11 protein-coding genes are annotated in these 25,176 nt (G+C 39.8%); 1 reads left to right on the top strand and 10 read right to left on the bottom strand.

The window, feature by feature from the left end; genetic code table 11:
• Positions 1 to 3: 3 nt before the first annotated feature.
• The gene (gene galB / locus QX565_RS02735) at positions 4 to 2,637 is read left to right on the top strand and encodes a beta-galactosidase GalB (protein WP_289291144.1); all 2,634 of its coding nucleotides are present in this window, start codon (positions 4 to 6) and stop codon (positions 2,635 to 2,637) included.
• Positions 2,638 to 2,972: 335 nt separating this feature from the next.
• On the opposite strand, the gene QX565_RS02730 is transcribed toward galB, so the two are convergent.
• From QX565_RS02730 to QX565_RS02685, 10 genes are all read right to left on the bottom strand, one after another.
• Positions 2,973 to 3,890 carry an alkaline phosphatase family protein gene (locus QX565_RS02730; protein WP_221648487.1) on the bottom strand — a complete coding sequence of 306 codons (918 nt, stop codon included), beginning with the start codon at positions 3,888 to 3,890 and terminating at the stop codon, positions 2,973 to 2,975.
• Between the two features lie 155 nt (positions 3,891 to 4,045).
• Complete coding sequence (galA, locus tag QX565_RS02725) at positions 4,046 to 6,880, bottom strand: beta-galactosidase GalA (RefSeq protein WP_221648486.1); 2,835 nt, start codon at positions 6,878 to 6,880, stop codon at positions 4,046 to 4,048.
• 17 nt (positions 6,881 to 6,897) lie between these two features.
• A complete protein-coding gene (locus QX565_RS02720; protein WP_221648485.1) occupies positions 6,898 to 7,845 on the bottom strand; it encodes an alkaline phosphatase family protein in 948 nt (315 codons plus the stop codon).
• A gap of 214 nt (positions 7,846 to 8,059) precedes the next feature.
• Positions 8,060 to 13,156 (bottom strand): polysaccharide lyase family 8 super-sandwich domain-containing protein, encoded by a 5,097-nt coding sequence (locus QX565_RS02715; RefSeq protein WP_289291139.1) that lies wholly within the window; start codon positions 13,154 to 13,156, stop codon positions 8,060 to 8,062.
• 112 nt (positions 13,157 to 13,268) lie between these two features.
• Positions 13,269 to 14,807, bottom strand: a complete 1,539-nt coding sequence (locus QX565_RS02710) for a RagB/SusD family nutrient uptake outer membrane protein (protein WP_221648483.1) — start codon at positions 14,805 to 14,807, stop codon at positions 13,269 to 13,271.
• Between the two features lie 21 nt (positions 14,808 to 14,828).
• Entirely contained in the window at positions 14,829 to 17,852 is a 3,024-nt protein-coding gene (locus QX565_RS02705) for a SusC/RagA family TonB-linked outer membrane protein (RefSeq protein WP_221648482.1), read from the bottom strand.
• Positions 17,853 to 17,941: 89 nt separating this feature from the next.
• Complete coding sequence (locus QX565_RS02700; RefSeq protein ID WP_289291137.1) at positions 17,942 to 19,750, bottom strand: T9SS type A sorting domain-containing protein; 1,809 nt, start codon at positions 19,748 to 19,750, stop codon at positions 17,942 to 17,944.
• A 439-nt stretch (positions 19,751 to 20,189) separates the two neighbouring features.
• Entirely contained in the window at positions 20,190 to 23,090 is a 2,901-nt protein-coding gene (locus tag QX565_RS02695) for a glycoside hydrolase family 2 TIM barrel-domain containing protein (protein ID WP_221648480.1), read from the bottom strand.
• Positions 23,091 to 23,338: 248 nt separating this feature from the next.
• Complete coding sequence (locus QX565_RS02690; RefSeq protein ID WP_289291134.1) at positions 23,339 to 24,202, bottom strand: helix-turn-helix domain-containing protein; 864 nt, start codon at positions 24,200 to 24,202, stop codon at positions 23,339 to 23,341.
• A 161-nt stretch (positions 24,203 to 24,363) separates the two neighbouring features.
• A partial coding sequence (locus tag QX565_RS02685) for a polysaccharide lyase family 8 super-sandwich domain-containing protein (RefSeq protein WP_289291133.1) occupies positions 24,364 to 25,176 on the bottom strand: 813 nt, incomplete at its 5' end.

The raw sequence follows: 25,176 nt of genomic DNA, 5'->3' as shown, positions 1-25,176 counted from the left end.
AAGATGAGAAAGGCATTTATATTTATTGGGTTGAGTATATATTTTCTCTCGTGGAGCAATGAAGTTGCTTCGCAAGAACGTATAAGCTTGAATAGAGACTGGCGATATCAGGAGAATGATCCGGACGGAACTGACAGCACCTTGCACTATTCACGTCTGAAACCCTATCTATTACCTTGTGCCAATGATTTTATCAAATCGGGACAGAAACATGTCCGTCCGGCAGGAAATCCGGGAAATGAAGTGGCTTATGTGGAACCGGATTTTGATGATAGTAGTTGGAGGCAACTGAATCTTCCGCATGACTGGGCTATTGAAGGGCCTTTCAATATAAACTATGTAGGAGCTACCGGAAAATTACCTTATTGGGGAATACGTTGGTACCGTAAATCCTTTGAATTAAACTCCAAAGATGCCGGAAAACAAATTTATCTGGATATAGATGGAGCAATGTCTTTCTCTTCTGTCTGGTGTAATGGGCAGTTTGTTGGTGGGTGGCCGTATGGTTACGCTTCTTACCGCCTTGATCTGACTCCTTACGTGAAAGCCGGAAAGAAGAATACGCTGGCTATCCGTCTGGATAATCCGGATGATGCTTCCCGCTGGTATCCGGGATCGGGAATTTACCGGAATGTATGGTTGGTGAAAACGTCTCCTGTACATGTAGCACAATGGGGAACCTTTATACGTAACAAAAAAATATCCCTCGATAAAGCGGTTATGGATATGACTCTTCGATTGGAAAATAATACAAGTAAGAGTGTACTGGCAAGCGTAAAGACCGATATTTATGAACAGGACGGAGCAGGAAATCCCAAAGGTACCAAGGTGGTTTCCTGTCCTACTTTAAAAGTGAAGATGGAGCAACAATCGACCACCGAGTTACAATCCGGTTTTGCTGTATCCAATCCTAAATTGTGGGAAATTGAATCTCCCGCTTGTTATGTGGCAGTGACCCGTATTGAAGTAGACGGTCGGGAGGTAGAGCGTTACCAGACTCCTTTCGGTATACGTGAAATTGAGTTTACTCACGATCAGGGATTTATGTTGAATGGTCGTAAAGTGCCTATAAAAGGAGTTTGTATGCATCATGATCTCGGAGCATTGGGGGCAGCTTTCAATGAAGTGGCAGCCGAACGTCAGTTACGTATTATGAAAGAGATGGGAGCCAATGCAATTCGCACTTCACACAATCCGCCTGCACCTGAGTTGGTGGCACTTTGTGACCGCATGGGACTGATGATGCAATTGGAACTTGTGGATAGTTGGCATAAAGGGAAAACAAAAAACGATTACAGTATCCTGTTTGATGACTGGAATGAAGCGGATATGCGCTCTTTGGTTCGTCATTACCGGAATCATCCGTCGGTGATCATGTGGAGTATCGGTAATGAGGTGCATGATCAGGTAACCGATCTGGGTATAGAGATAGCCCGCAATCTTACTGCCTACAGCCATGATGAAGATTCCACGCGCCCTACTTCATTGGGATGTAATAAAAGAGATGCAATTTATCGTGATATTGTCAACCAAGTTGATGTTTTCGGATTGAATTATTTTCATAAGACATATCCTTTGTTTAAAGAGCAGAATCCTACACGCCGCTATCACGCCAGCGAGACTTCTTCGGCTACCAGTTCCCGAGGAGAGTATTTCTTTCCGGTGACGAAAGATATCGATGACAGTCGTTCCGATTTTCAACTTTCTTCTTATGATATGACTACCATCAGATGGGGATGTCTACCGGAAGAACAGTTCAAAATGAATGAGGCATATCCGTTTATGAGTGGAGAATTTGTGTGGACAGGATTTGATTATTTGGGGGAACCTACCCCTTATAGCGAAGATCGGACCAATCTATTGAATTTCTCTGATCCTGCAGAATTGGAAGCGGCCAGAAAAGAGTTGGAAGAGTTGGGTAAAATAAAAACTCCGTCCCGTAGTTCTTATTTCGGAATTGTTGATTTATGCGGATTCCCTAAAGACCGTTACTATAATTATCAGAGTTATTGGCGTAAAGAACTCCCGTTAGTTCACATCCTTCCGCATTGGAACTGGCCGGAGCGGGTGGGAGAGGTTACACCGGTTCATATTTATACTTCGGGTGACGAAGTGGAACTTTTTTTAAACGGAAAGTCACAAGGGAGGCGCAAGAAGGAACATTCTTATGACCGTCTTACCTGGGATGACATTCGGTATGAACCGGGAGAACTGAAAGCGATAGCTTATAAAGAGGGAAAACAGTGGGCGGAACAACAGGTAAAGACAACAGGTCAACCTGCTGGATTATCTGTAAGTCCGGAGAAAAAGATTCTTTTGAACAATGGAACAGATCTGTCTTTTGTGCGTGTTGATATTGTAGATAAAGAAGGGTTGACCGTTCCCCGTACAAAGAACCTGTTAAAGTTCTCGGTTAGTGGTCCGGTTGAGATTGTAGCTACTGATAATGGCGATGCTACCAGTCTAGTCTCTTTCCAGTCTCATGAACGTAAAGCATACAATGGGCTGTGCCTGGTTATTCTTCGTTCTGTATCCGGTAAGACCGGCGAGGCTGTTCTGACTGTGGAATCTGAAGGCCTTCCGGCAAAAAAGATTAATCTACAAGTAGTAGATAAACCAAATAAAAGCATCCAATAAAAATTCCGCTTTCGTATAAGAGGTTGTCCGCTATGGACAACCCCTTTCTTTTTTCTATTTCTCCCCTTCACGAACAGTCCTTCAGACAGAAAATGAAATAAACAATACTTAAAAAAACAAGAATAAGATAAAATATCCATACTTGCAAATTAATGTTTTTATCATAATTAAAAGTTTTTCAAATTACACTAACATATCTTTTAGCTTACATTTCATTTCACAAAAATATACCGATAGGATTGAAATAAACAGATTTAATACAAAGAGGCTATTTCATTTCCATTTTGAAATAACCTCCTGAAGATATTCAAATTTATTAAAATAAAAACATTTACTTATTTGAAAACTTGTTTCATCGGTCGCCCTATCCATACTTGCGGTTGTTTTAATTTAAAAATATAGGCAATAGTAGAAGCCACATCAAACTGCATCATACTTTCTGTAAAATTATATCCTTTCTTGATACCTTTACCGGAAATAATGAAAGGAGTTTGCATTTCCTGCATTGTTTTGCCTCCATGCCCTTTATTAATACCACCATGATCCGCTGTTATTATAAAAATCGTATCATCCCACATTCCCGCTTCTTTTACAGCATTTACTATTTCTGCAATATACCCGTCTAACTCTTCCAACTTCTGATAATAGGTTTCAGTATCATGTCCGCTTTGATGACCGACATGATCGGGTTCATCAAAGAAAATGCCAACAAATGCCGGCCTCTTTTCTTTAATATAAATGCAAGACTGAGCTGCTACCGCTTTGTCAGCTTTCCCAGAAGGATCATCTTCAGCCTTTACATTCATCTCTTTACTCATAGCTTTCATCTCTGCCAGATATTCCAGTCCATTCCACTGACAAAAAAAACCAACCTCCGCTGCCGGATTCGCATCTCTGAATAATCCCCAAATACTTGGAAAAATACCATAGTGACTGAGTTCCCGCGAGGGAAGCTCCGGAGTCTTTGATCCCCATTCAGTGTACCCATGTAACTCCGGTCCTGCACCCATAAACATAGAAGCCCAGTTTACAGCGCTCGAAGAAGGTAATACCGACCGTTTCTCCAATGTATATGACCCGTCATTCATTAATTGTTTTACAGTAGGCATATTTGCTTTTTCCACACTATAAGCTCCCCATCCATCTAATCCGATAAATACAACATGTTTAGCTTTCCATTTAGCTCCAAATGAAGGAGTACATAAAAACAATAAAGTGAAGCAAATAATTAATTTAAGAATTCTGTTATTCATGATTATTAAAATTTAAATTAAGTATTGTTATATTCACAAAGATAGTCTATCTTCATTGCAGTCTTCTACCTATAATCAAGCTATTTATTACAATATAATACATATTATGGCCCATTGCGATTCTTGAAAATTAAAATCTATTCAAATTCTTCGTTTTACTTTTCTTGTATCCTAACGCTTCCCTTTAGTCCGACCCGGGTATTAACTGAACCACTAAATAAGATTCGAAGATCACATTTATTTTTTGTTGGCAAAAACTCTACTTTCAAATCTTGGTCATTCACTGTAGCTTTAGTACCTATTAATTGACCATTCAGCCAAACTTCTGCTTTCCCTACTACATTTTTTAAGTAAATGATCCCCCCATTTTCCTGTAATTTCTGATATGGAGTAAATTCGGTACGAAATATGATATAATTAGCATTTTCCAACACTATACTTTTACCTGTAGTTATAGCCACTGGCTGCCAACTGTTCATATCATTGTCTACTATCTGACAAGTCACATCAGGTTTTTCAAAAGAACCCGGAGAAACCATCCATTTATCCAATAACATCGGAGAATTCTCTACAGCTACAAATGGAACCAAATCAACTTTATTCACAAGAATTGTAAGATCGGCCGATCTCATTCCAGCACTAGTTGCAGTAAGAGTTACTTTCCCTGAACCTTCTGTAGTCTGTATAATAATTTGTGCCAATCCATTAAACAGGCTGCGCTTGTTTCCTTTTTCCAATTCATGACAATTTGGATCACCATTACCCAAACCGATAATTTTTGCAGGTCCTGATATAGTAAATTCAATCATATTATCAGCTATCGGCACATGACGTCCTTTGGAATCCAAAGCCTCAACAGTAACAGGCATGGCATCTTTACCATCACCAGCCAACATATGACGGTATGGAATCAATCGTAAACGAACCGGTTCGCCTGTCGTTTCCACTTTCATTCGTGAAACAACCTTCCCGTTTTGATAACCGATCGCTTCCAATTTACCCGGTTTATAAGGGACAAACCAAGTATTCATTTCATACGGATCTACTTTTTGCTCAGATATTTCCTTACCATTCAATAACAACTTTACTTTATCGGCATTACTCAAAGCCATTACTTTAATCGGTTTCCCAATAGAGTCGGAAGGCCAGTTCCAGTGTGGAACCAAATGTAAAACAGGCTCATCTTTTATCCATTGCGCCTGATGCAGATAATAAGCCATCTTGGGAAATCCGCATAAATCCATGATGCCGAAAAACGAACTTGTCGAGGGCCAACGGAACGGAGTGGGTTCTCCATGGTAATCAAACCCTGTCCAATAAAAACAACCTGCCATCCAAGGTCGCTCAGCCACAGCTTTCCATGCATTACGATGAATGGCTCCCCAATTTGCACATTGCGTATCATACGAATCCATCAGATTCTTCGATCTGTCTGTTACATATTCGCCCCTTGTCATAAATGCCGAACCATCTTCCGAACTAATCAAAGGTAATTCCGGGTTCTCTTCATGAAAACGGTCATAACTTTTAATCTGATAATTAAATCCGGCAACATCTACCGCCTGAGAAACATTATACTTAGAAAAGAATCCGCCATTCATAGCAGCTGTCACAGGGCGTGTCGAATCCATTTTCTTAACCACATCATACATACGACGAACCATTTCATAACCGTTTTCCGTTCCTTGCATCGGTTCTTCGTTAAATACCGACCAAAGAATAACGCTCGGACAATTACGATCACGACGTACCAACCATTCCAACTGACGAACATATTCAGGTGATGTGTTAAACAATCTGTTTTCGTCCAAAACCATAATTCCTATACTATCACAAGCAGCCATAAACTCTTTTGACATTGGATTATGGGCAGCCCGGTAGGCATTAACTCCCATTTCTTTCAACTTGCGAAGGCGGAATTCCCAAAGAGCATCGGGAACAGCAACGCCAACCCCAGCATGATCTTGGTGATTACAAACACCTTTTATTTTAATATTTTCTCCATTTAACCAAAAACCTGTATTCTTATCAAAACGAATTGTACGAAAACCACATTTAGTCTCAACTTCATCAATTACCATTCCATTCCGTTTAACAGTTGTTTTTACCCTGTAAAGAACAGGACTATCCGGTGACCAAAGTTGTGGGTCGGATACGGTCAATGACAAATTGACAATCTTGTCTCTTAGTGCAGTGACGGAGACCGTACTTGACTGCCTCCCCACTTGTTCACCATCAGGAGATATTAATGTTACTTCCACTTCTCCTTCAGCAGAAAGTTTCCCTGCGTTATATAAGGAAACCTCTACCGGAATTTCCCATTGTTTCCCCATTTTCTTCACAGGATTTGCAAACACACCGTCTGTAATAATATGTAATGGTGAACGTTTGACCAACCATGTATGACGGTAAATACCGGCTCCTTCATACCACCAGCCCTCCTGCGCCTCTGCATCCACTCTCACTGCAATTGTATTGACATTGTCTCCATAAGTGGCATATGGAGTGATATCAATATACATAGAAGTGTAACCACACCAGTTACGATGCAGGACAGTTCCATTTACCCAAATTGTTGCATGAGTCGAAATTCCATCAAATTGTATTTCGAGATGCTTGCCTTTGTCTTCAGGAGCAAGTCTGAATTTACGCCGATACCAACCAAAACCACGGTCACGATACCCTTGAGACAAATTGGCATTCGGATTTACGCTTCCCTCAATCGCCCAATCATGTGGCAAATCAACCATACACCAGGAAGAATCATCGTAATCCGGTGATGCCGCTCCACTTACATATCCGGCTTTGGCATTTCGGTATGTCATATTATGCCCTTTAATTACCGGATAAGGAATATCTCCTTGATAGAAACTCCAACCTTTATCAAGTGATAGAACTTCCCGAGTATTTACTTTCTCCTGCGTATACGCCTGTAAATGCCCCAAAAAAGTTATACACAAAAACAGTAGAAAGCTTTTGAATGTTGTCATCGTATTTTGTTATAAAATTATTCAAATATTGATTCTATTACCTCGCCTGTCCAGGATAAAGGTTGTTTAACTTTAAATAGATGCAGGATAATTGCCGCTGTATTTACGGTATTATTGGCGTCTGTAATTTTGAATCCTTTCTTTATTCCGGGACCAGTAATTCCCCATGGAACAATCATCTCGTCTGTACTGACTCCGCCATGTCCTTTATTGATACCACCATGGTCTGTGAGGAACATGAAATAGGTATCCTTATACATTCCCTCCTCTTTCATTTTATTAATGAACTTACCGATTTCGACATCCGCTTCTTCAATGGATTGTATATATTCCGGAGACATCCATCTGTATTTATGTCCGGCATGATCAGTATGTACAGAATAGAGAAAAACCAAAGTCGGATTTGTCCGGTTCGCTATCAGGAAAGATAATGCTTTATTATAGTTAGGCACATAGGCATCCTGTTCGAGATAGCTTACTTCGTCTAAGTACTGTTTGTTATATGGATAAAACAGATTGATCCAATTATAATAGAATGCCGTTTTCATCGAAGGAATAGCATCCTTCAAGACCTTAAATAATGAAGGATAATATCCTTCATTATCAGTTTCGATAGCTGGCAACGTAAAATTGGTTATCTCCCAGTTGTTGTCCACAACGCCATGTTGTTCAGGTCCACTTCCTGTCAAATGACTGGTCCAATTGGGCAGAGTAACCGAAGGCATAACCACACGTGTATCAAGCGAGAGTGCACCTTCTCCCATTAATGCGTCTAAATTAGGAGTTCTTGCTTTCAAATAGCCATTTACACAAATACCGTCAAGGGAGATTAAAACAACGCGCTTAGCACGGGGTGTATTAACCTGCGTAGATAGTGCTACTAAGGATTTGGGGAGAGAAGCAATACCTAATGTCAATGCTCCGGTCAATCCTTTTTTTAAAAAAGTTCTTCTTGAGTTTTCCATTTTTATGATTTTAATTATAAGACCTGTTAGCACTTTAGATTCTATTTAGAGTTTATTCTAATAAATTTCTCAATTAGCCAATTACAAAAAGTAAATAACCTGTTTCCAGAAAACAGAATCGAAAAGAAATATATACCACTAATAACCGATCTTAGCTAAAAAGCGAAGGGGGGCTCTTGCCCCCCTCTTTTTAATAAACTATAACTAAAAAGTTTTACTTAACCATCAATTTGACAGTCTCCTTAGCAGCTCTCAAAATATAACATCCGGCTTCCTCTACCGTAAACTTGATATTACCATCAGATTCAAGAGTTTTGACAATCCTTCCAGTCAAATCGTACAGATTTATTGTACCTGTTACATTCAGTACGTATACGTCTTTTCCGACTGTGTATACTTTCAAACCGTTATCTAATGTTTCCATTTCCACACCAGTCGCATTCTTGTCGATAAGTCTCAGATACAAGGGCATACCTTGGGCAAGGGTGAAATCGATTCGGGTCGTACCGTCACCCGGCAAGGTCACAGTAGCACCTTCCATCTCGTCTGCCAATTTCCACTCACCGGTTACCACTAAACTTGTAGCTGTTTCCGTCTCGCTCCATCCCCAAACCGGATCACTCTTCGGACGCAAGTTCGGGTTACATACAGAAAGATACAGAATCTTCTCGTCAGCTTTATACTGTTCCATCAGCAACATCTCGGAACCGGCAGCTTTCACATAACCGTAATTCAGATCGGCAGCGGCTTTGAACAGCGTATAAGCCATCACGTTTCTCGGTTTGTAGTTCAGCACATGCATATCGGCATTTTTTGCTTTCACCTCATACAGTTCACCGCTATTTACTTTACTTTCGATAGCAGCCAAGCCGGCATCATCAACAGCCGGAACCACTACAAATTCATACGATCTATCAGCAGTTTTAATTCCATGATTGATATAAGCTTTGGCAGCCGTTACTACAGCAGGATTATCGAGGTTCTCACCAGTTTCTTCCGGAGAACTCTGTTCACCGTGCTTGATAACAAGTTCATCATGTCCTTTCGGAAGGATATAACCGGTTCCTACCGGATTTATGATACGTACGCTTTCCGTAGAGGCCAATGACTTCGGTTCACTACCCGCGGGCATTTCAGCGCCATTAACCAATAACTGCTTCTGCACTGGACTATCCAGTGTCTGGAACAAGTTGGTAGCTGTAATCATATCATTTCCATATTCTCCGTTGGCAGAGATATCACTTCCTAAACTGATCAATAAACCGTCGAATGCATAAACAGACTTTTTGAACTTCAGGTTAGTAGGTACAAACCGCTGACTTCCCCAAGAATCACCCTGATCAAATTCTGCACCGAACATACCACAGTCTTTCCACGGCAAAGCACCGGCGAAATTGGTAGTTAGAGAATACTGGTCAAAACGGGAAGAAAGATCTTTATTAGGCATCATTTCTTTCCAAGAAGTATAATGAACAGTTGTCGCACCCGGAACTACATTCCAGTCCCATCCACCGTTCTTACCGTTAGTCGGTACACCGGACAGCCCTCTTTCGCCATCATACATCACCTCCAAAGTACCATGTGACTGATAACGTCCGTAACGGTTGGTCTTATCATAAATTTCACCGCCCCAGAACTTCGTGGTCGGACAGCGCATGGTAGCTACCCAATTGTCTTGGCGATAAACACCTATCGGACTATAGTTGAACTGATAAAAGCCTTCACCATTAAATGCAGGTACACCTTCATATTTATCGGTCATCGTGAAATAATTGTATTGAGAAGCCAACTCCGTATCGATACCGGTACCCTTTAGTTCACCGCCTATTTCAATAAGTTGATCTAACACACCGTGTGCAGTCGGTACACCTAAACCGCCCAATAAAGGATGGCGCCCTGCCAAACTGTTGGCACACAAATGATCAGAACCTTTCGTTGCCATGAAGTACATGGAAACCACAGCCTTCTTCAAATGCTCGTATGATTCCAAGTCCACTTGATAACAAGTACCCTTCAGCGTATACAAAGCATTTACCCAAGTAGTATAAGCATACATATAACCGTTATAGTGTGTACTGTGGTGGAATCCAGTTCCGTCAGGTTTCAATACATCACGCCCACCAGGTATATAAGAACAGAAATTCTCAAGTAAGGCCTTGGTAGCCTTCGCACCTTTCACTGCCACAGCATCATTCGGAATTTGTACAAAAGAAGTGATAATATTATTAATACAATTGTATACATAGTCTGAACTCTGTCCCGGAACCACCGTCTCATATGGTGCATAAGCCTGATTAGCTTCCAGTATCCAAAGAATAGCCTTGCATATTTCTGTCTTTTGATCCTCGGTATAAGCATTCATGGCATCCAAGAAACCGGCCGGTACATCGCGAACATCTCCGTATCTGCTCCAAGTAAATCCCTGAAAATGACAGAAAATACCCTGATCAATGATCAAATCAATCCACATCGGGAAAGCATCAATCACCCATGCAGGACTACCGGCAATATAAGCAGCAGCCAATGCTTCTACTTTCTTTGACAAGTCAGTCAAGAAAGTCGCATCCACATCCTTGGGAGCTACAATTTGTTTACCTTTTACTGTACCATCAGCATTACGAGTCATTTGCAGATCATCAATTTCTTTCTTGATTTGACGAACTAATCCGGCATTTGCAGTAGGAGTACGTTTGGTCGCATTACGGAGTTTTTCAACCCCTTCCAATTCTTCCGAAGTAGGTTCAACAGTCTCTACTTCTTCACAGTAAGCATATTTGCCCAAAAGAGAAGCGTTGGCCTTATTTAAGAATTGTATATCTTTGGCAAGCATTTCCGGATATTGCCTGTTACCATCTACCGTACTGTTCAAGTTCATATTATCCAGATATACCTTTGCACCAGCAGCATTACCTTCCTTTATACTATAAGTAAAACGAACACGAACTGCCGTCTCATCACCGGTATTTTCATACTCATTGTATCCACGACTGAATTCACGCCATCCCTTAAAATTCTGTAACAAAGTGGCTTTTTTCACACTTTCACCCTTGGCATTCAGAAAATCTACATATATCACATTACCAGTAACTGCCGGAGCATAAATATTAAAGAAAGCCGCATTACGTGAAGTCAATTTCATGCCATCACTTCCGAGCGGGAATTCTATCGTAGCATTGTTTTCATTAACAGTCCATTCCAAACATTGTACACCACTTGTATAATGATCAGTAGAAAGAGCTAATTCACTACCTTTAGCTTCCCATCCTGTAGGAACAGATTGCTCCTCAAAATCATATTTTACAATAACCGGAATATCTTCAACATCACTAACCTTTATCAACTGTACATCGTCAATCAATATCTCAGAATCAGCTTTGTCATTGTAAAAACAAATAGCCATATTGGTACGTTCAGATTCAGTAGCAGCAAACACATTCTTATTAAAGGTCATATCATACTGTGTATCAGAAACCTGTGTCATATCATATTCTACTTGATATGTAGCCCAAGTCTCAGTCACCGAAAATCTTTCATATACACCGCGCCATGCCTTATCCGGATCTGATGGTGCCCCATTGGCCTTCACAAAATAATGATTGATAAATTCTTCATTCGCTTCATCCGTACAACGGGTATAAAGTCTTACCACACCTGCATTTGCACTTTTTGCCTTAAAAGACAATCGATAAATAGCTTTATCCAAAGTACCACCAATACGCTGCGCCACTACAGTAGTATACCATGAAGCCGCATTACCTTCATAAGAAAGTACTTTACCTTGGGTAGCGTCATCCTTGATTGAAACTTTGATATTCTGATTCGTTTCATATTCGTCGCGGCAAGCCGACCATATACCGGTCTCCGTCTTCCAAACCTTATCGGTAGGAGTAACATCTTCGGTAGTAGTCACATCAAAGCCCGGATCTGTCACCAGATTTTCACCTACCGGTTCGTCTGGTTCGTCCGGATCAGACAAATCTTTAATTAATGTCAGTTCCACGTCATCAATCAAAATAGTCGTTTCTACTTTATTTCCTTGGAACATGAGTATAAAGTTCGTCAAATCAGTAGCCGTAACTTCTTCTGTATCGTTCATAGTAAACTGATACATACTTGTGGTCACTTTGGTAAAATCAAAATCCACAAAATATTGTTTCCATTCAGTAGTCAAAGACTGAGTCTGATAGCTACCATAAAATTTACTATCCGGACTTGATGGCTTACCAGTTTCTTTTACAAAGAATCTATTTACTCCTTTATTACTATTATCAGTCAACCGAAAGAAAGTTTTAACCTGACCTCCATCAGCAGATTTTCCCCAAAAGCTCAATCGATAGATACCTTTCTTTGCTTGTGTTTCTATTCGTTGAGCAAAGAAAGTACTATACCATGTATATGGCTTTCCTGTATATGATGCCACTTTTCCACGATCGGCGTCCTCTGCAACAGCAAAAGAAACCGTTGCATCTTTCACTTCATCTTTACCCGTTACCCATTTATTGAGGACATAAGGTTCAGTCTCAAGAGAAAGAGAAAAATCTGCATCATCGAAACCCGACATCTTAATCAGATTCTCATCGGATGGTTCCGGCTCGTCCGGATCAGACAGATCTTTGATAAGTTCCAACGTAAGGTCATCTAGCAAATAAGTCTTCAAAGAGGTTCCTCCCTGCAATTTCAATACAACATTGACCAAATCATCAGCAGTCGATTCTTCTGTATCTGTCCAAGGAATGCTATAAAGTGATTTGGCAACTTGAGTAAAATTGAACTCCACTGAATACTGTTTCCATTCTGGTGTCAAAGCCTGATCATAAAAACCATAATAAGCTTTGGTTGTTTCTTCTGCCGGTGCTTCTTTAGCTACCATATATCGGCCCAGATCCGCATTACCAGCATCAGTAGTATTAAAGAAAATTTTAATTTTGGCACCATCATCAGATTTGGCCCAAAAAGTCAATCGGTAAATACCTTTCTTCATTTTACCTTCAATACGCTGAGCTGCAAATGAAGTGTAATAAGATGTAGGACGTCCATAGAAAGAAAGTACTTGGCCACGTGTCTCATCATTCACCAATTCAATCTTCACATCATTATTATCCTTATCTTTACTTGCATCATGGTACATCAACCATTCATTAAACACCAACGGTTCCTGTTTATAATCTCCTAAAGAAGAAATTTCTGTGAAATCCGATTTTGAAATCAAATTTTCACTGGTAGTATCTACCGACCGCACAGAAGCCCAGACAGCTTGCATCCCCCATAAGGCTGCGGCACATAACACTACACCTAAAAAAGTCTTTTTCATGTTTATTATTTATTAAAGTTATAAAATAGAAATGTGCAAAATTTAGTTTTACGATCTTCCTTTTGCACATTCCTTTCATTAAGTTACCCTGTTCAAACCTTTACCTTATGAATTACCAAGCGCGGTCGTTTTGTTCAAAGCCACATTCTTGTGTTTCACGTGCCGGTAGAACAAAATGATAAAGCTTACGATTATCCGGTGTAATGCGGGCAGCATCCATTGCTTCTTTAACCCGATCATTAGCCGGACGTTCTACACCGAAAGCATCAGTATAACCATGATTCACTTCATATACCTTCTCATTACGTACCAGATAGAACCAACGTTTGAACTCAGCAAAGAATTCATATCCGTATTCATCAAATACTTTTTGCAAGAACTGTTCCGGAGTAAAACCATCATCCTCCGTATAAGCATGATGAGTAGCTTTGTTTTTCGCTGCACGATAACGTACCCTATCCAAACATTTATAAGCCAATTGATTTGGGGTCCCGGTAGATTTACATTGTGCTTCAGCATACATCAGCAATACTTCGGCAAAACGATAAATCGGTGTAATACCAGCACTCTGAGCAGATGCCACACCACCGTAATCACGATATTTATTAATAGCCGGAGCCTTCATGATAGTACGCGTATAAGGTACATTCCGATTATTAATTCTGAAAGTAGTAACAAAATTGAAATCCTTACGTGCATCATCCGGATGATTTTCATAGAATACCGGGTCGGCTGTATAATCAGCCCAGCCGCTTTCTTCCTGAATGAAGTATGACTTTCCATAATTGCTGGCCAATTGTTCCTTGGAATGGTTCAAAGCAAACATATGCTCTGTACGGTCACTTTTATTACCTTCCGTCCACAAATCCCCATAATTTTCCATCAAGTCATATCCACTGTTCTGGATGATATCCTCACAAATTCTGGCAGCATCAGCATATTTACCGGTCTGTTTTAACGGCCAACCAGCCATGGTCATATATACATCAGCCAAACAAGCCTTGGCAGCCCAAGCACCTACCCGTGAATTATTGTCGGCACGAGAATAAGCAGGTAGATTAGTACCTGCATATTCCAAATCAGGAATAATTATCTTCGTATAAATCTCTTCCGTCTTGTTACGCGTAATCGTAGTAGAACCGTTCAGGTCGGTTGTACACTTAGAATCAATAAAACAAGGTACATCACCAAACCAACGCACCAGATTGAAATAAGCAAATGCCCGCATAAAACGACATTCAGCTATATACTGAACCTTAGTCGTCTCATTTAGAGTACTACTACCTTCAAAAGTTTCTTTCCACAAGTTGGCTGTTTGAGCCAATCCATACATATTACTCCACATTGTTTGGGAATCACCGTCCTGATTACCGACAGTAATGTCCATTTGGTCAAAATTAGTATGGCGTTTGGTCAGATTACCCGTACCTATATCATCTGCACCCAATCCCATAATAACAGTACGGCAATTATACTCATAATTACCTCCCCACAACTCTCTATACAAACCATCGAGCATACCCAAACTGTTCTTTTCATTCGTTTCAATATTCTCGGGTGACATAAAACTTAAAGGCTCTTGAACCAACTCCACACACGATGTACCCAACACACTGCACAGAGCTAATGTGATCACTATATTTTTTTTCATAATTACAAATCTCCTTTTCTGTTAGAACGCTAAATTCAAACCCAATAAATAATTACGCCCATTAGGATAATATCCATAATCGATACCCGGTGTCAGCGGACTCTTCAAAGCAACCTCCGGGTCCAATCCCGAGTAACTGCTGATTAAGAATGGATTCTGCAGGGAGACATAAACCCTCAAGTTACTAATACACATTTTTTGAGTGAGATTCTTAGGTAAAGTATAACCTAATGTGATGTTTTTAATTTTCACATAACTTCCTTTTTCTATAAATTCACTGGATGGAGTCAAACCATTAGTCTGAGGTACAAAACCCGGTATACCTGTATTCACATCATTTTCCGGAGTCCATCGATTCAATAATTCCGGATTCGGGCTAATCATAAGATTACCGCCATTATCCATCAAACGTATCTCACGGGTCTTGTTATAAATATCAAAACCGTGTACACCCGAAATTAAGAAACTCAAATCAAAATCTTTGTATCTGAACGAATTGTTCCATCCCCATTGGAAACGCGGTTGTCCATTTCCTATCACGGTCTTATCTGCTTCCGTAATGGCATCATCGCCAGTCAAATCTTTAAAACGATAAGTACCCGGTTTTGCGTTCATGGTAGTAGGTGCTTTGGCTGCTTCTTCGGTAGTCCATACTCCTTCGCATACATATCCATAAAGAACACCTACCCTACGACCTTCATAATAACGATAGTGCCCAGCTTCATATCCCGACAAAGTAATATAATCATTCTGGCTAGCCAACTCTTCTACGATAGCTTGGTTCTGAGAAAGTGTTAGAGTAGTATTCCATCTGAAGTCATCCCCAACTACCGGATCAGCACCGATAGTGATTTCATATCCTTTGTTCAACATCGAACTTGCATTTTTCAAACGACTGGAAAAATTTGTATAGAGCGGTGCATTTACGTCTAATAACATTTCATGGGTGTTTTTACGATACAAATCCAGTGTGGCTGTCAGACGATTGTTAAAAAAGCCCATATCAAGTCCCACATTCCACTGTTCGGTACGTTCCCATTTCAAATCAGGCTGGCCTAAACGAGACACGACAAAGGAAACGCTTCCATCGGGCATAAAGTTAGGATTAATTTCTGTGTATTCAGAATATGCGGCTACCCCACTGTTACCAACCTGTCCGTATCCTACACGCAACTTCAACTGGCTTAAAAAGTCTACATTCTGCAGAAAATTTTCCTGTTTAACGTTCCATGCCAATGCCAGTGACGGGAATTGTTCCCATTTGTTACCGAAAGCCAATACAGACGATCCATCATAACGCCAGGAAGCTGTAAGCATGTACCGATCCATAAATACATAGTTCACACGAGCCAAAGCAGCCATAGATGAAATTTTTTTACGTTCCCCCGGTACACTGATAATTTTTTTTGAAAAGCCTGTATTATTATGACCGATATTAACAGAGTACAAATCACTCACATTGACCTTCTGTTGCATATTATTGCTATGGCTCTGCTCAAACACCAATGTGGCATTGATACGATGATTCTTATTGAATTCTTTTATGTAGGTAAGAATATTCTGATTATTCCAACTGTAAGTGGGTTGAAAGTTAGTAGAAGCAGACGTCAGACCATCACCAGCCCATACAGCATATGATTTTTCATTATTGGTACTTCCACTCCATTTACTTCCGAAAATAACACTCTGATTCATACGGAAAGACAATCCATCCCACAATTTCACATCTACATAACCTTGCAAACGGGATGTATAGCTATATCCATCGGAAATGACCTCATTAACCATACCCATAGGGTTGTAACGCGCTTGACCGGTGATATCAAAATTATTATAGTTTCCTTCTTCATCAGTCGGCAGAATAGTATTCGCCATCGTCATTCCTTCTGCCAATACCCCCCGATATTGGGAGAAACGTCCGCCATTACTCTTGGAATAATTACCCCAAAAATTGAATCCGGCTTTCAACCACGAACGAATTTCCGAATCCACTTTCAAACGATAGTTAAAATTCTGAGCATCCGTTTTGTTAGCAATACCATCGTTATAATTAAAACGGGTAGAGAACAAGAACTTGGTTTTTTCACTACCACCGGAAACAGAGAGTGCATGATTATGCTCTATGGCCACGTCACGAAAAATATGCTTCATATAATCAAAACCTCCGCCATTATAGAAACCGGCCACTTCTTCCGGAGTATAAAACTGTCTGGGTTCTGCATAAAATTCTTTCCCATAGTCATTAGCAAGGTCAGCAAATTCTCCGGGAGACAACATGTCTGGCAAATCATAAGGGGTCTTAAAATTGACATATCCGCTATATTCCACCCGAACTTTACCAGCCTCCGGATTTCTAGTCGTAACCAAAATCACACCGTTGGCAGCCGAAGCACCATAAATAGCTGTCGCGGAAGCATCTTTCAACACCTCAATGCTGGCAATATCCGATGCATTCAAAGATGCTAAACTACCACCGATCATACCATCGATAACCACTACCGGACCACCATCGGCCTTAAGGGAGTTCATACCACGAATACGCATAGTAGCTCCCGAACCCGGCGCTCCACTTCCCGATACGACACTCATACCAGCGATACGTCCCTCCAATGCATGAGAAATATCCGATACCGGCATACTCTTCAATAAATCATCGGTCTTGATAGAGGTTACCGCACCGGTCAAATCGGATTTACGTTGCACACCATAACCCACCACGACAACTTCTTCCAGTGCTTGTGTATCCTCTTTTAAAGTAACCGTAAGTGAAGTTTGCCCGTTCACTTTTACCTGCAACGTTTTATAACCAATGTACGACACTTCTAAAGAAGCCTTCGGATCTACATTAGATAAAAGGAAATTACCGTCCAAGTCTGTTATAGTACCAATGGTAGTACCCGTAACCAGTACTGACGCTCCGATAACACTCTCACCGGCAGTATCCACTACCCTACCTTTTACTGTTATCGAGGATTGTGCCCAGCTCGAAAGAGCAAAACAGAGTAATCCTACGAAAAACAAACAAGAAAATTTGAAATTTTTCATATATTAAATATAAAATTAAATTAAAGACAGAGAAAGGAAACACAAATTAACACCACTGATTCCTTTCTCTATTATCTCTTTACTCAATATCACTCGTTAATCAATACCTTGGCTGTTTCCACACCCGATGCAGTAACAATCTGTACGACATACAAACCATTCTGCAAAGCAATTTCATTATTGCCTTCCTGCAAAACAGCGTTAGCCACAACAGTACCGGCAACTGTATAAACGGTCAAATCAGCGCTTTCAGCAGCGACATTTACAGTTAGTGTATTACCATAAACCCATACTTGACAAGAAGTCTCAGCGTCAATTCTACCGAATCCGGTACCCAGATCACCTTGATAAGCCCCCATATTCACCTTACCGGCTTCTTTCACAAAATCATTACCTGCCAAATCTGTCTGCAAATTAGCTTCAATCCAATCCGGCAATACAGCCATTGCCTCAAAGTCATGTTGTCCAGCACCGATACAAACAGAACCAGCTTGCAAACTGAAGTCGGCAGTTGCAAGCTCTGCACGTTGCGCGTCATCGGCAGCTACGCCTACAAAAGAAGTCGGTTTCTTAAATGTTTCAGCAGCCGTAGTCGTAATGCAATCTCCGCTCACATCATCATTATCTCCATCCACAGCCGTAAATTCCACATAATTTACATAATCTGCCGCATCTACACAGAAAATATCCTTACCTTGATGAGTAGCCGTATTGCCCAACACAATGCTATTTCCCAACTCAGCATAGCTTCCCTCAGCTATATAGATAGAACCTACATTATTGGCAAAAGTCGAGTTTCCAACCCATGTTGACATACCTTGATACATTAACAAAGCAGTAGAAGAGTTATTCACAAGTAAACAGTTTACCATACGGAAATTATTGTTCAAAGACACAATAGCAGTTTTCCAGTTAGAACCGGTAGCCGCATCACATGTTACCGAGTTATTACGGATAACATTTCTTACAAAATCAGCACTTGTATATGCCTGACAAGAAATAACATTCACTTCAGACACATTATTTTCAAACAGATTATCGGAAACAACTACTTTTCTATCAGCGGTGTAAGTACCTTCCGTACTTGCAGGCCATTGAGAATTGACACTCAAACAAGAATAAGTATTATCACGGAACACACATCCGGCTACCTTTGTAGTCTGTGCTGCATAAGTATCACCAGCAGCAGTTGCTGTATTATAAATACTAAGGCACTGAATACTATTCTTTTCGAATACACAATTGAGGATCGTATTAGCTACAGCCGAAGCCTTTCCACACTCACGTCCTTGCAATGCACAAGCACCCGTTTGCTTGCTTTCATTAAAAGCCGAGTTTCCAGCAAAATAACAATCACGTACAATCGAGTTCTCTTCTACATAAAGAGCCTTTCCACCTATTTTATTATTAATATAACGACAATTTTGGATAACAAAGTTATTATTAAAGTAACAGATCTTATCATTAGTCGTACCATGACCGCTTACCGTCAAACCATCAATGTAAGTCGTTTCAGTTCTATCAAATCCTTTATTTACATCCGTCAAACGATAATCACCACCATTTCCAGTCAAAACCGTTTCATTAACAAATGACCAAGGTTTTGAGGCATCTTCAAGTACACGTTGGTTTATAGCCGTTTCTGTACCAGCAAAACCTCCATATATATCTACATAATCAGCCAAAACCAATGTTTCATTAATTACATAGGTACCTTTAGCCATCCAAATCTCATCTCCTGCAACAACCTTTGTCATAGCCGTAGTCAAATTATCCACAGCTTTATCCCATGAGCTACCGTCATTGCCAGCATTACCGGTAGAAGCTACATATACAACCTTCGCATTTATACTCAAAACAAACGCTAAACAAAATACTAGTAATAGATTTCTTTTCATAACAAATTAGTTTTCGTTAATAATAAATTTATTTCCAAAGATACAACAGACAAACATAACCAACACCTATTTCTGTCCAACAAATGTACAAATTCGTACGCATACTCATTTTTCTCATAAAAGGACTTATTTGTACATAATAGATACAATTCAAGCATTTGTACCACAGATGATATTGTACTTTTGTAACCAAAACAAAGATAGGTAAGTAATCTCCAACTGGATGCCATCCGGGAACTATTGACTTTTTTTTCTATCTTGAAAAACATTTTTCTACCTTAATTACTCTATAAATTCCCCCACGAGATGGTATGTTTCTAAAAAGAATACCTCTCCGTAAAAAAAGAGAGTGTCCACACAGGACACCCTCTTTTTATTATTGATTCTAAAATCCGGTAAAAGTATAGAGAGATGTTCTTCTCAGATCCTTCTTCTCATTTTAGAAAACCAAATTTATTATTCCTTGTACCTTATCACCTTTATGAAGCGTTTTATATCCTTTCTCCGCATGCGACATCAAGAAATTTTCTCTGCCGGCATTATTATAATCAGCCACTAACAGATGAACAAAATCTTGACCAACCCATGTACGAACATGCTGTGTTCCGTCTGATATAATACCAAGAACTCCTCCATCCACACTTCTCAGAGCAGCTTCATAGATATTTTCTTTTGTAGATCGAAATAAATTTGATCCGGCTGCCGTCTGATCAAACGACCAAGGAACAGAAGGTAATTTGGAAGGACCAGCCAATCCGGATATTGGTAAACTGGAATCGAAAGCCTTTACACTCCCTTCTAATGCACCTATATGGTCTTTGGGATAAACACTCCAATAACCTTTCCGTTTCCAGCTTAACTCCGTAAAGGAGACAGGCAATGTAAATACCAAACCAACCTGCCGGGGATGAAGTTCCTGAAGTGCTGTAAAATCATAGACAATCGCCACTTCTCCATCAGCACAAATCTGATATTCCAATGTTCCTTGAGCTTCCTTATAAGTCCCCGTAATTCTTACCTTAATCTCCTTGTCTGAAGAAGCATAAGATATAGATTGTGCTATCCAGTTTTCACAAACAGGATTGAAAGGAGTAAATTTCTGATTCTTTCCTGTCATTTGTATACCTTCTCCCTCTCCATTCAATGGAAGTAACATTAATGTTGGCGCCTGACATAAAACTTCCTTTCCATCAGACCAAACCGATAACATTCCATCACGACGGTTCACAGAAAACAAACAACGACCTGTTTGAATGTCAATAGTCTCTTCTCTTTCTTCACAAATCAATTTTCCTCCGATCGGCTTTCTTACAGGATCGATTTTCTCTGGCAAAATACGAAAACAGTATTGATCAATTACAAAACCACGGGTACCAACCACTGACAACTCCAATATTTCGGTACACCGCAAAGATTCCGGTAACTGTATCTCAATTGTGCCAACAGAACGAGGGGGAATGTCTGTAATCACCTTCCCTTTTTCCTTTCCTACCTTCCACTCCAATTTGCATTCAGACAAACTACTAAAATTATGTCTGTTCTCAACACGAAAACGTACTTTTCCATCTGAAGACATATTACTCTCTTGAATAATTTTAACCGGACTAAAAGCCTTTTTCATCCCCCAATATTCAGGTTTCTCACGGCGCCAACCATCGACAGGCCCCCATGTACCGTAACCAACAGCTCTCTCTCCTGGTAAGAAAAAGGTATCATCAATACCAGCCCAAACAGCTCCCCCCAATACTCCTTGACTATGATACATACGATTCCACATCTCATCCAGTAAAACTCCCCACATATTGCGTAATCCCGGATCAGCAGCCAACTCCAAACGATTATACGCATTTAAATGACAAAATTCATCAAACACAACAGGACGTTTATCATTACGATACAAATCCGGACCATCCGGTCCCGGATAGTGATGGTTGGTCACTTCCAGCATCCCTCCATCAGCATCCGGCTTCCATTGACTAAATATACGTGGACGCGTCGGATCAATCTGCCTGATCACATCAGAAGCACGTTGAAAATATTCGGCAAACAATTTCGATTCATTCCCCATTGACCACATAATAACAGAAGGATGACTTCGATTCAGATTCACCATCTCAACATGCTGGTTTACCAAAACAACTTCATGTTTTTCCTCAGGTACTTTTGTTTCATGCGCCCAACAAAATGGCGCTTCTACCTCAACAAACATTCCCAATTCATCACATGCTTCCAACAAAGCTTCATCGGGAGGATAATGAGAAGTTCGAATATAATTTACATTAGCACGGCGGAACAATTCCACATCTTTTTTCCAGATACCTCCGTTCACTGAACGCCCTCGAAGCGGCATCACTTCATGCCGACAAACTCCCCGTAGTTTCACCGGCATATTATTGATAAACATCTGGTTCCCACGAATTTCTATTTGCCGAAACCCTATACGACGAATAGTAGTATATAATATATCCCGATTTTCTTTCAACCGACATGTCAATGTATAGAGATAAGGGTGTTCAGAATCCCATTTAACAGGATGAGATATATCAAAATTTATAATTTGCTTATCGATCAGCCCAGCTCGTAAATTACGAAGTGAATACACCGCTGATTTCAAAGGAACCTCATTTCCTTCAGCATCCGTTAATGTAAAATGTAAAGAAAGATTTTTTGCTTCTGATTTTGATTCGTTAGCTATAGCAACCTCGGCTGTCAAAGTAGCATTAGTATAAAGTGTATCAAATGACGTAGAAGTATGAAACATTGATAAATTGACCTCTGGTAAAGCAAACAAATACAAATCTCTGATGATACCTCCTAAAGGATGAACCGCATAACGAGATGCATTAGATGTAGCATCTGCCAAACTTTCCGAAGCTACGGACACAGCTATCCGATTCTCTTTTCCACAATAAACCAATGCAGTTACATCTAATTCAAATGCCGTGAATCCTCCCAAATGACTTCCAGCCTCTTTACCATTAATATAAATACGGCTATCACTGTAAATCCCATTGCAACGCAGTTTAATTCGTTTATCTTTCCACGCTTCAGGAATTATAAAAGTCCGATGATATCCTGCCGCCTTCCCTTTTTCTACATCAAAACCTTGCATCACCCATTCACCAGGAACTTCAATAGTCTCCCATCCAGATATTGTTTTTTTTCTCCAGAATTCATCTTCCGGTGAAGTATGAAACAACCATGTCCCATTTAAAGAAATTTGTTGCTTTTCAATATTGTCAGGTAAAGGCGACAAACGAGGAACAGATATTTCCTGTGCCTGTCCTCGTGAATACAACATAAACAATGTTATGTAAACCAGATAGAAATACTTTCTCATTCTTTAATAATTTTATTTACAAAAATAACATACTCATATAATATTAAGGAAAACTTTTCATCAAGTAAGATAACCAAAGTTTTATCATCTTTCCATTCTTTCATTTTACTATTACTTTAAGAATTTATTTCAGTCACTTAAAATAAAAGCAAAGATAGCGTATAGTAAAAAAAGAAAGAAAGATTCATCTGAATGGAACGTATGCAGAAAGGGTCGGATATAAGGAATAAATGTACAAAACGGACATCCTACTTTGCTACTTCACGAGGAGAAATGCCCATCTGCTGTTTAAAGATACGCGAAAAGTACTGCGGTGACCGAAATCCGCACAAATAACAGATCTCCTTCACAGACATTTCTGTATTTCTCAACAGTTCGATAGCTCTATTGATACGCATTTGATTGAGGTAATCCAAAGGTGACAAATTGAGATATTGAGAAAACAATCTCCGGAGATAACGCTCACTAATACCAGCATATTCCGCAACATCATTCATTGTAATCTCCGACTGATAATTGAGACGAATATAGGCTATTGCCTTTTTTAATGAATCATTTGTACAGATAGGTAAATAACTCTCGTCCATATAACGATATATTAAAATAAGCAACTCTGCATAGTACATCACAACCAGATATTGATAATATTGGCTCTTAAGTTCCAATTCATTTACAATACGTTGTACCACACGCATAATACGCACATTATTCACAATCTTAATTAATCTGTTTTCTTCAGAAAAAAGAGTCACAGACATAAAGGTAGCAGTCTCACCTTCCGCCTTAAAATTAAAATGAGAAAAAACTTCCGGCAAAAATTCAAGTTGCATCAATGTTGTTCCTTCAGAACCGGCTTCAAACAGATGACTTATACCGGAAGTAATAATCATAATCTCCCCTTCACGAAAAGTGACACTTTCATCGTCCAAATGAAGGATACAATTTCCTTTTTTAACATAATTAATCTCAATACGCAAATGTTTGTGCGGTCCATAAGTTTCAGACGGGTAAAAAGAAATAAAACGAAAAACATCAGCCAATCGTTTGCCTTTAAGGTTTTCTGTTATATTTTCCAATAATCCCCAAAGAGTTTGTTCGGTTGACTTATTCATAATTTTGTGATACTTAAAAAGGTTATTTTTCAGTAGACAAACTTACTATTTCTACCCCAAAGTCCACGTAATTTTCGCTTTTTTTATTTTTTTATAAAGGAGTAAAGTAAGATTGAAACAGAATAATAATCCCAATAGAACATTTTTTTCATATCTATACTCTATTTATTACATATTATAGTTGAAGGTTTCCCTCCAAGTTCGCCCTGAGGGACAGGAACGTTAATAACACGCCCATTAAAATACAAAGTAATTTCATTCAGAGAAGTATTCATACAAGCATCAGTCACCGTAATAATAAAGTTCTCCGATTCTTCCTTTATCAGTACTGCACAAGGCTCAGAAGCAGTCAAAGATATATTACCAACTTCCAATCCCCGATGTCCTGGATAAAAAACACTTTCTATAATTTTCCCATCTATAGAACATGCCGCCTGTACCAATGTATCGTTACGCAATATCCGGAAAGGGAGTTCGTCTTTTGGCTGCCCTCCACCGGCATAGACAACATATCCATAAGTATCATTAACCGGAGTCCGTCCATGATCAGCCCACATGTGCAATATATTTATCTGTTTCGGAAGCCCTTTCTTTTTCTCATTATTATTATTCATCTGCCCCCATCTGGCCTTTATACTTTCACTAGTGGCAAATGCCTTACGCGTAAACTCGGGTAAAATACGGTAAGCGAACTGCCCCTTCTGTACAACCCACATATCTCCTTTCAATGAATTAGCTCCTTTACCTAGTTGCCTCTTTCTTCCTCCCTTCTCAAGTATATATATATCTGACGAATGATTAGTTTGATCAATGGTGGTCCGTATATTTCCTTCCAATTCCGGTTTATCGTTAGTAACTCCCGCTCCAAGAGCTACAAAATAGTCTCCAAACATAAAATATCCTTTATAAGCTTTGAAGTCGTACAATATAGCATTTTGGATTTCCCTGTTTCCCCGATCATTCACCCCATCTTT

It is taken from the genome of Bacteroides sp. 41_26 (assembly GCF_949740115.1).
Classification (GTDB): Bacteria; Bacteroidota; Bacteroidia; order Bacteroidales; family Bacteroidaceae; genus Bacteroides; species Bacteroides nordii.
This window is presented reverse-complemented; position numbering and strand designations above follow the sequence as displayed.

Coding starts and splice junctions, on each gene's coding strand:
- QX565_RS02690 (WP_289291134.1), bottom strand. CDS start 24,202: ATGAATAAGTCAACCGAACAAACTCTTTGGGGATTATTGGAAAATATA.
- QX565_RS02710 (WP_221648483.1), bottom strand. CDS start 14,807: ATGAAAAAAAATATAGTGATCACATTAGCTCTGTGCAGTGTGTTGGGT.
- QX565_RS02715 (WP_289291139.1), bottom strand. CDS start 13,156: ATGAAAAAGACTTTTTTAGGTGTAGTGTTATGTGCCGCAGCCTTATGG.
- QX565_RS02705 (WP_221648482.1), bottom strand. CDS start 17,852: ATGAAAAATTTCAAATTTTCTTGTTTGTTTTTCGTAGGATTACTCTGT.
- QX565_RS02730 (WP_221648487.1), bottom strand. CDS start 3,890: ATGAATAACAGAATTCTTAAATTAATTATTTGCTTCACTTTATTGTTT.
- galA (WP_221648486.1), bottom strand. CDS start 6,880: ATGACAACATTCAAAAGCTTTCTACTGTTTTTGTGTATAACTTTTTTG.
- QX565_RS02695 (WP_221648480.1), bottom strand. CDS start 23,090: ATGAGAAAGTATTTCTATCTGGTTTACATAACATTGTTTATGTTGTAT.
- QX565_RS02720 (WP_221648485.1), bottom strand. CDS start 7,845: ATGGAAAACTCAAGAAGAACTTTTTTAAAAAAAGGATTGACCGGAGCA.
- QX565_RS02700 (WP_289291137.1), bottom strand. CDS start 19,750: ATGAAAAGAAATCTATTACTAGTATTTTGTTTAGCGTTTGTTTTGAGT.
- galB (WP_289291144.1), top strand. CDS start 4: ATGAGAAAGGCATTTATATTTATTGGGTTGAGTATATATTTTCTCTCG.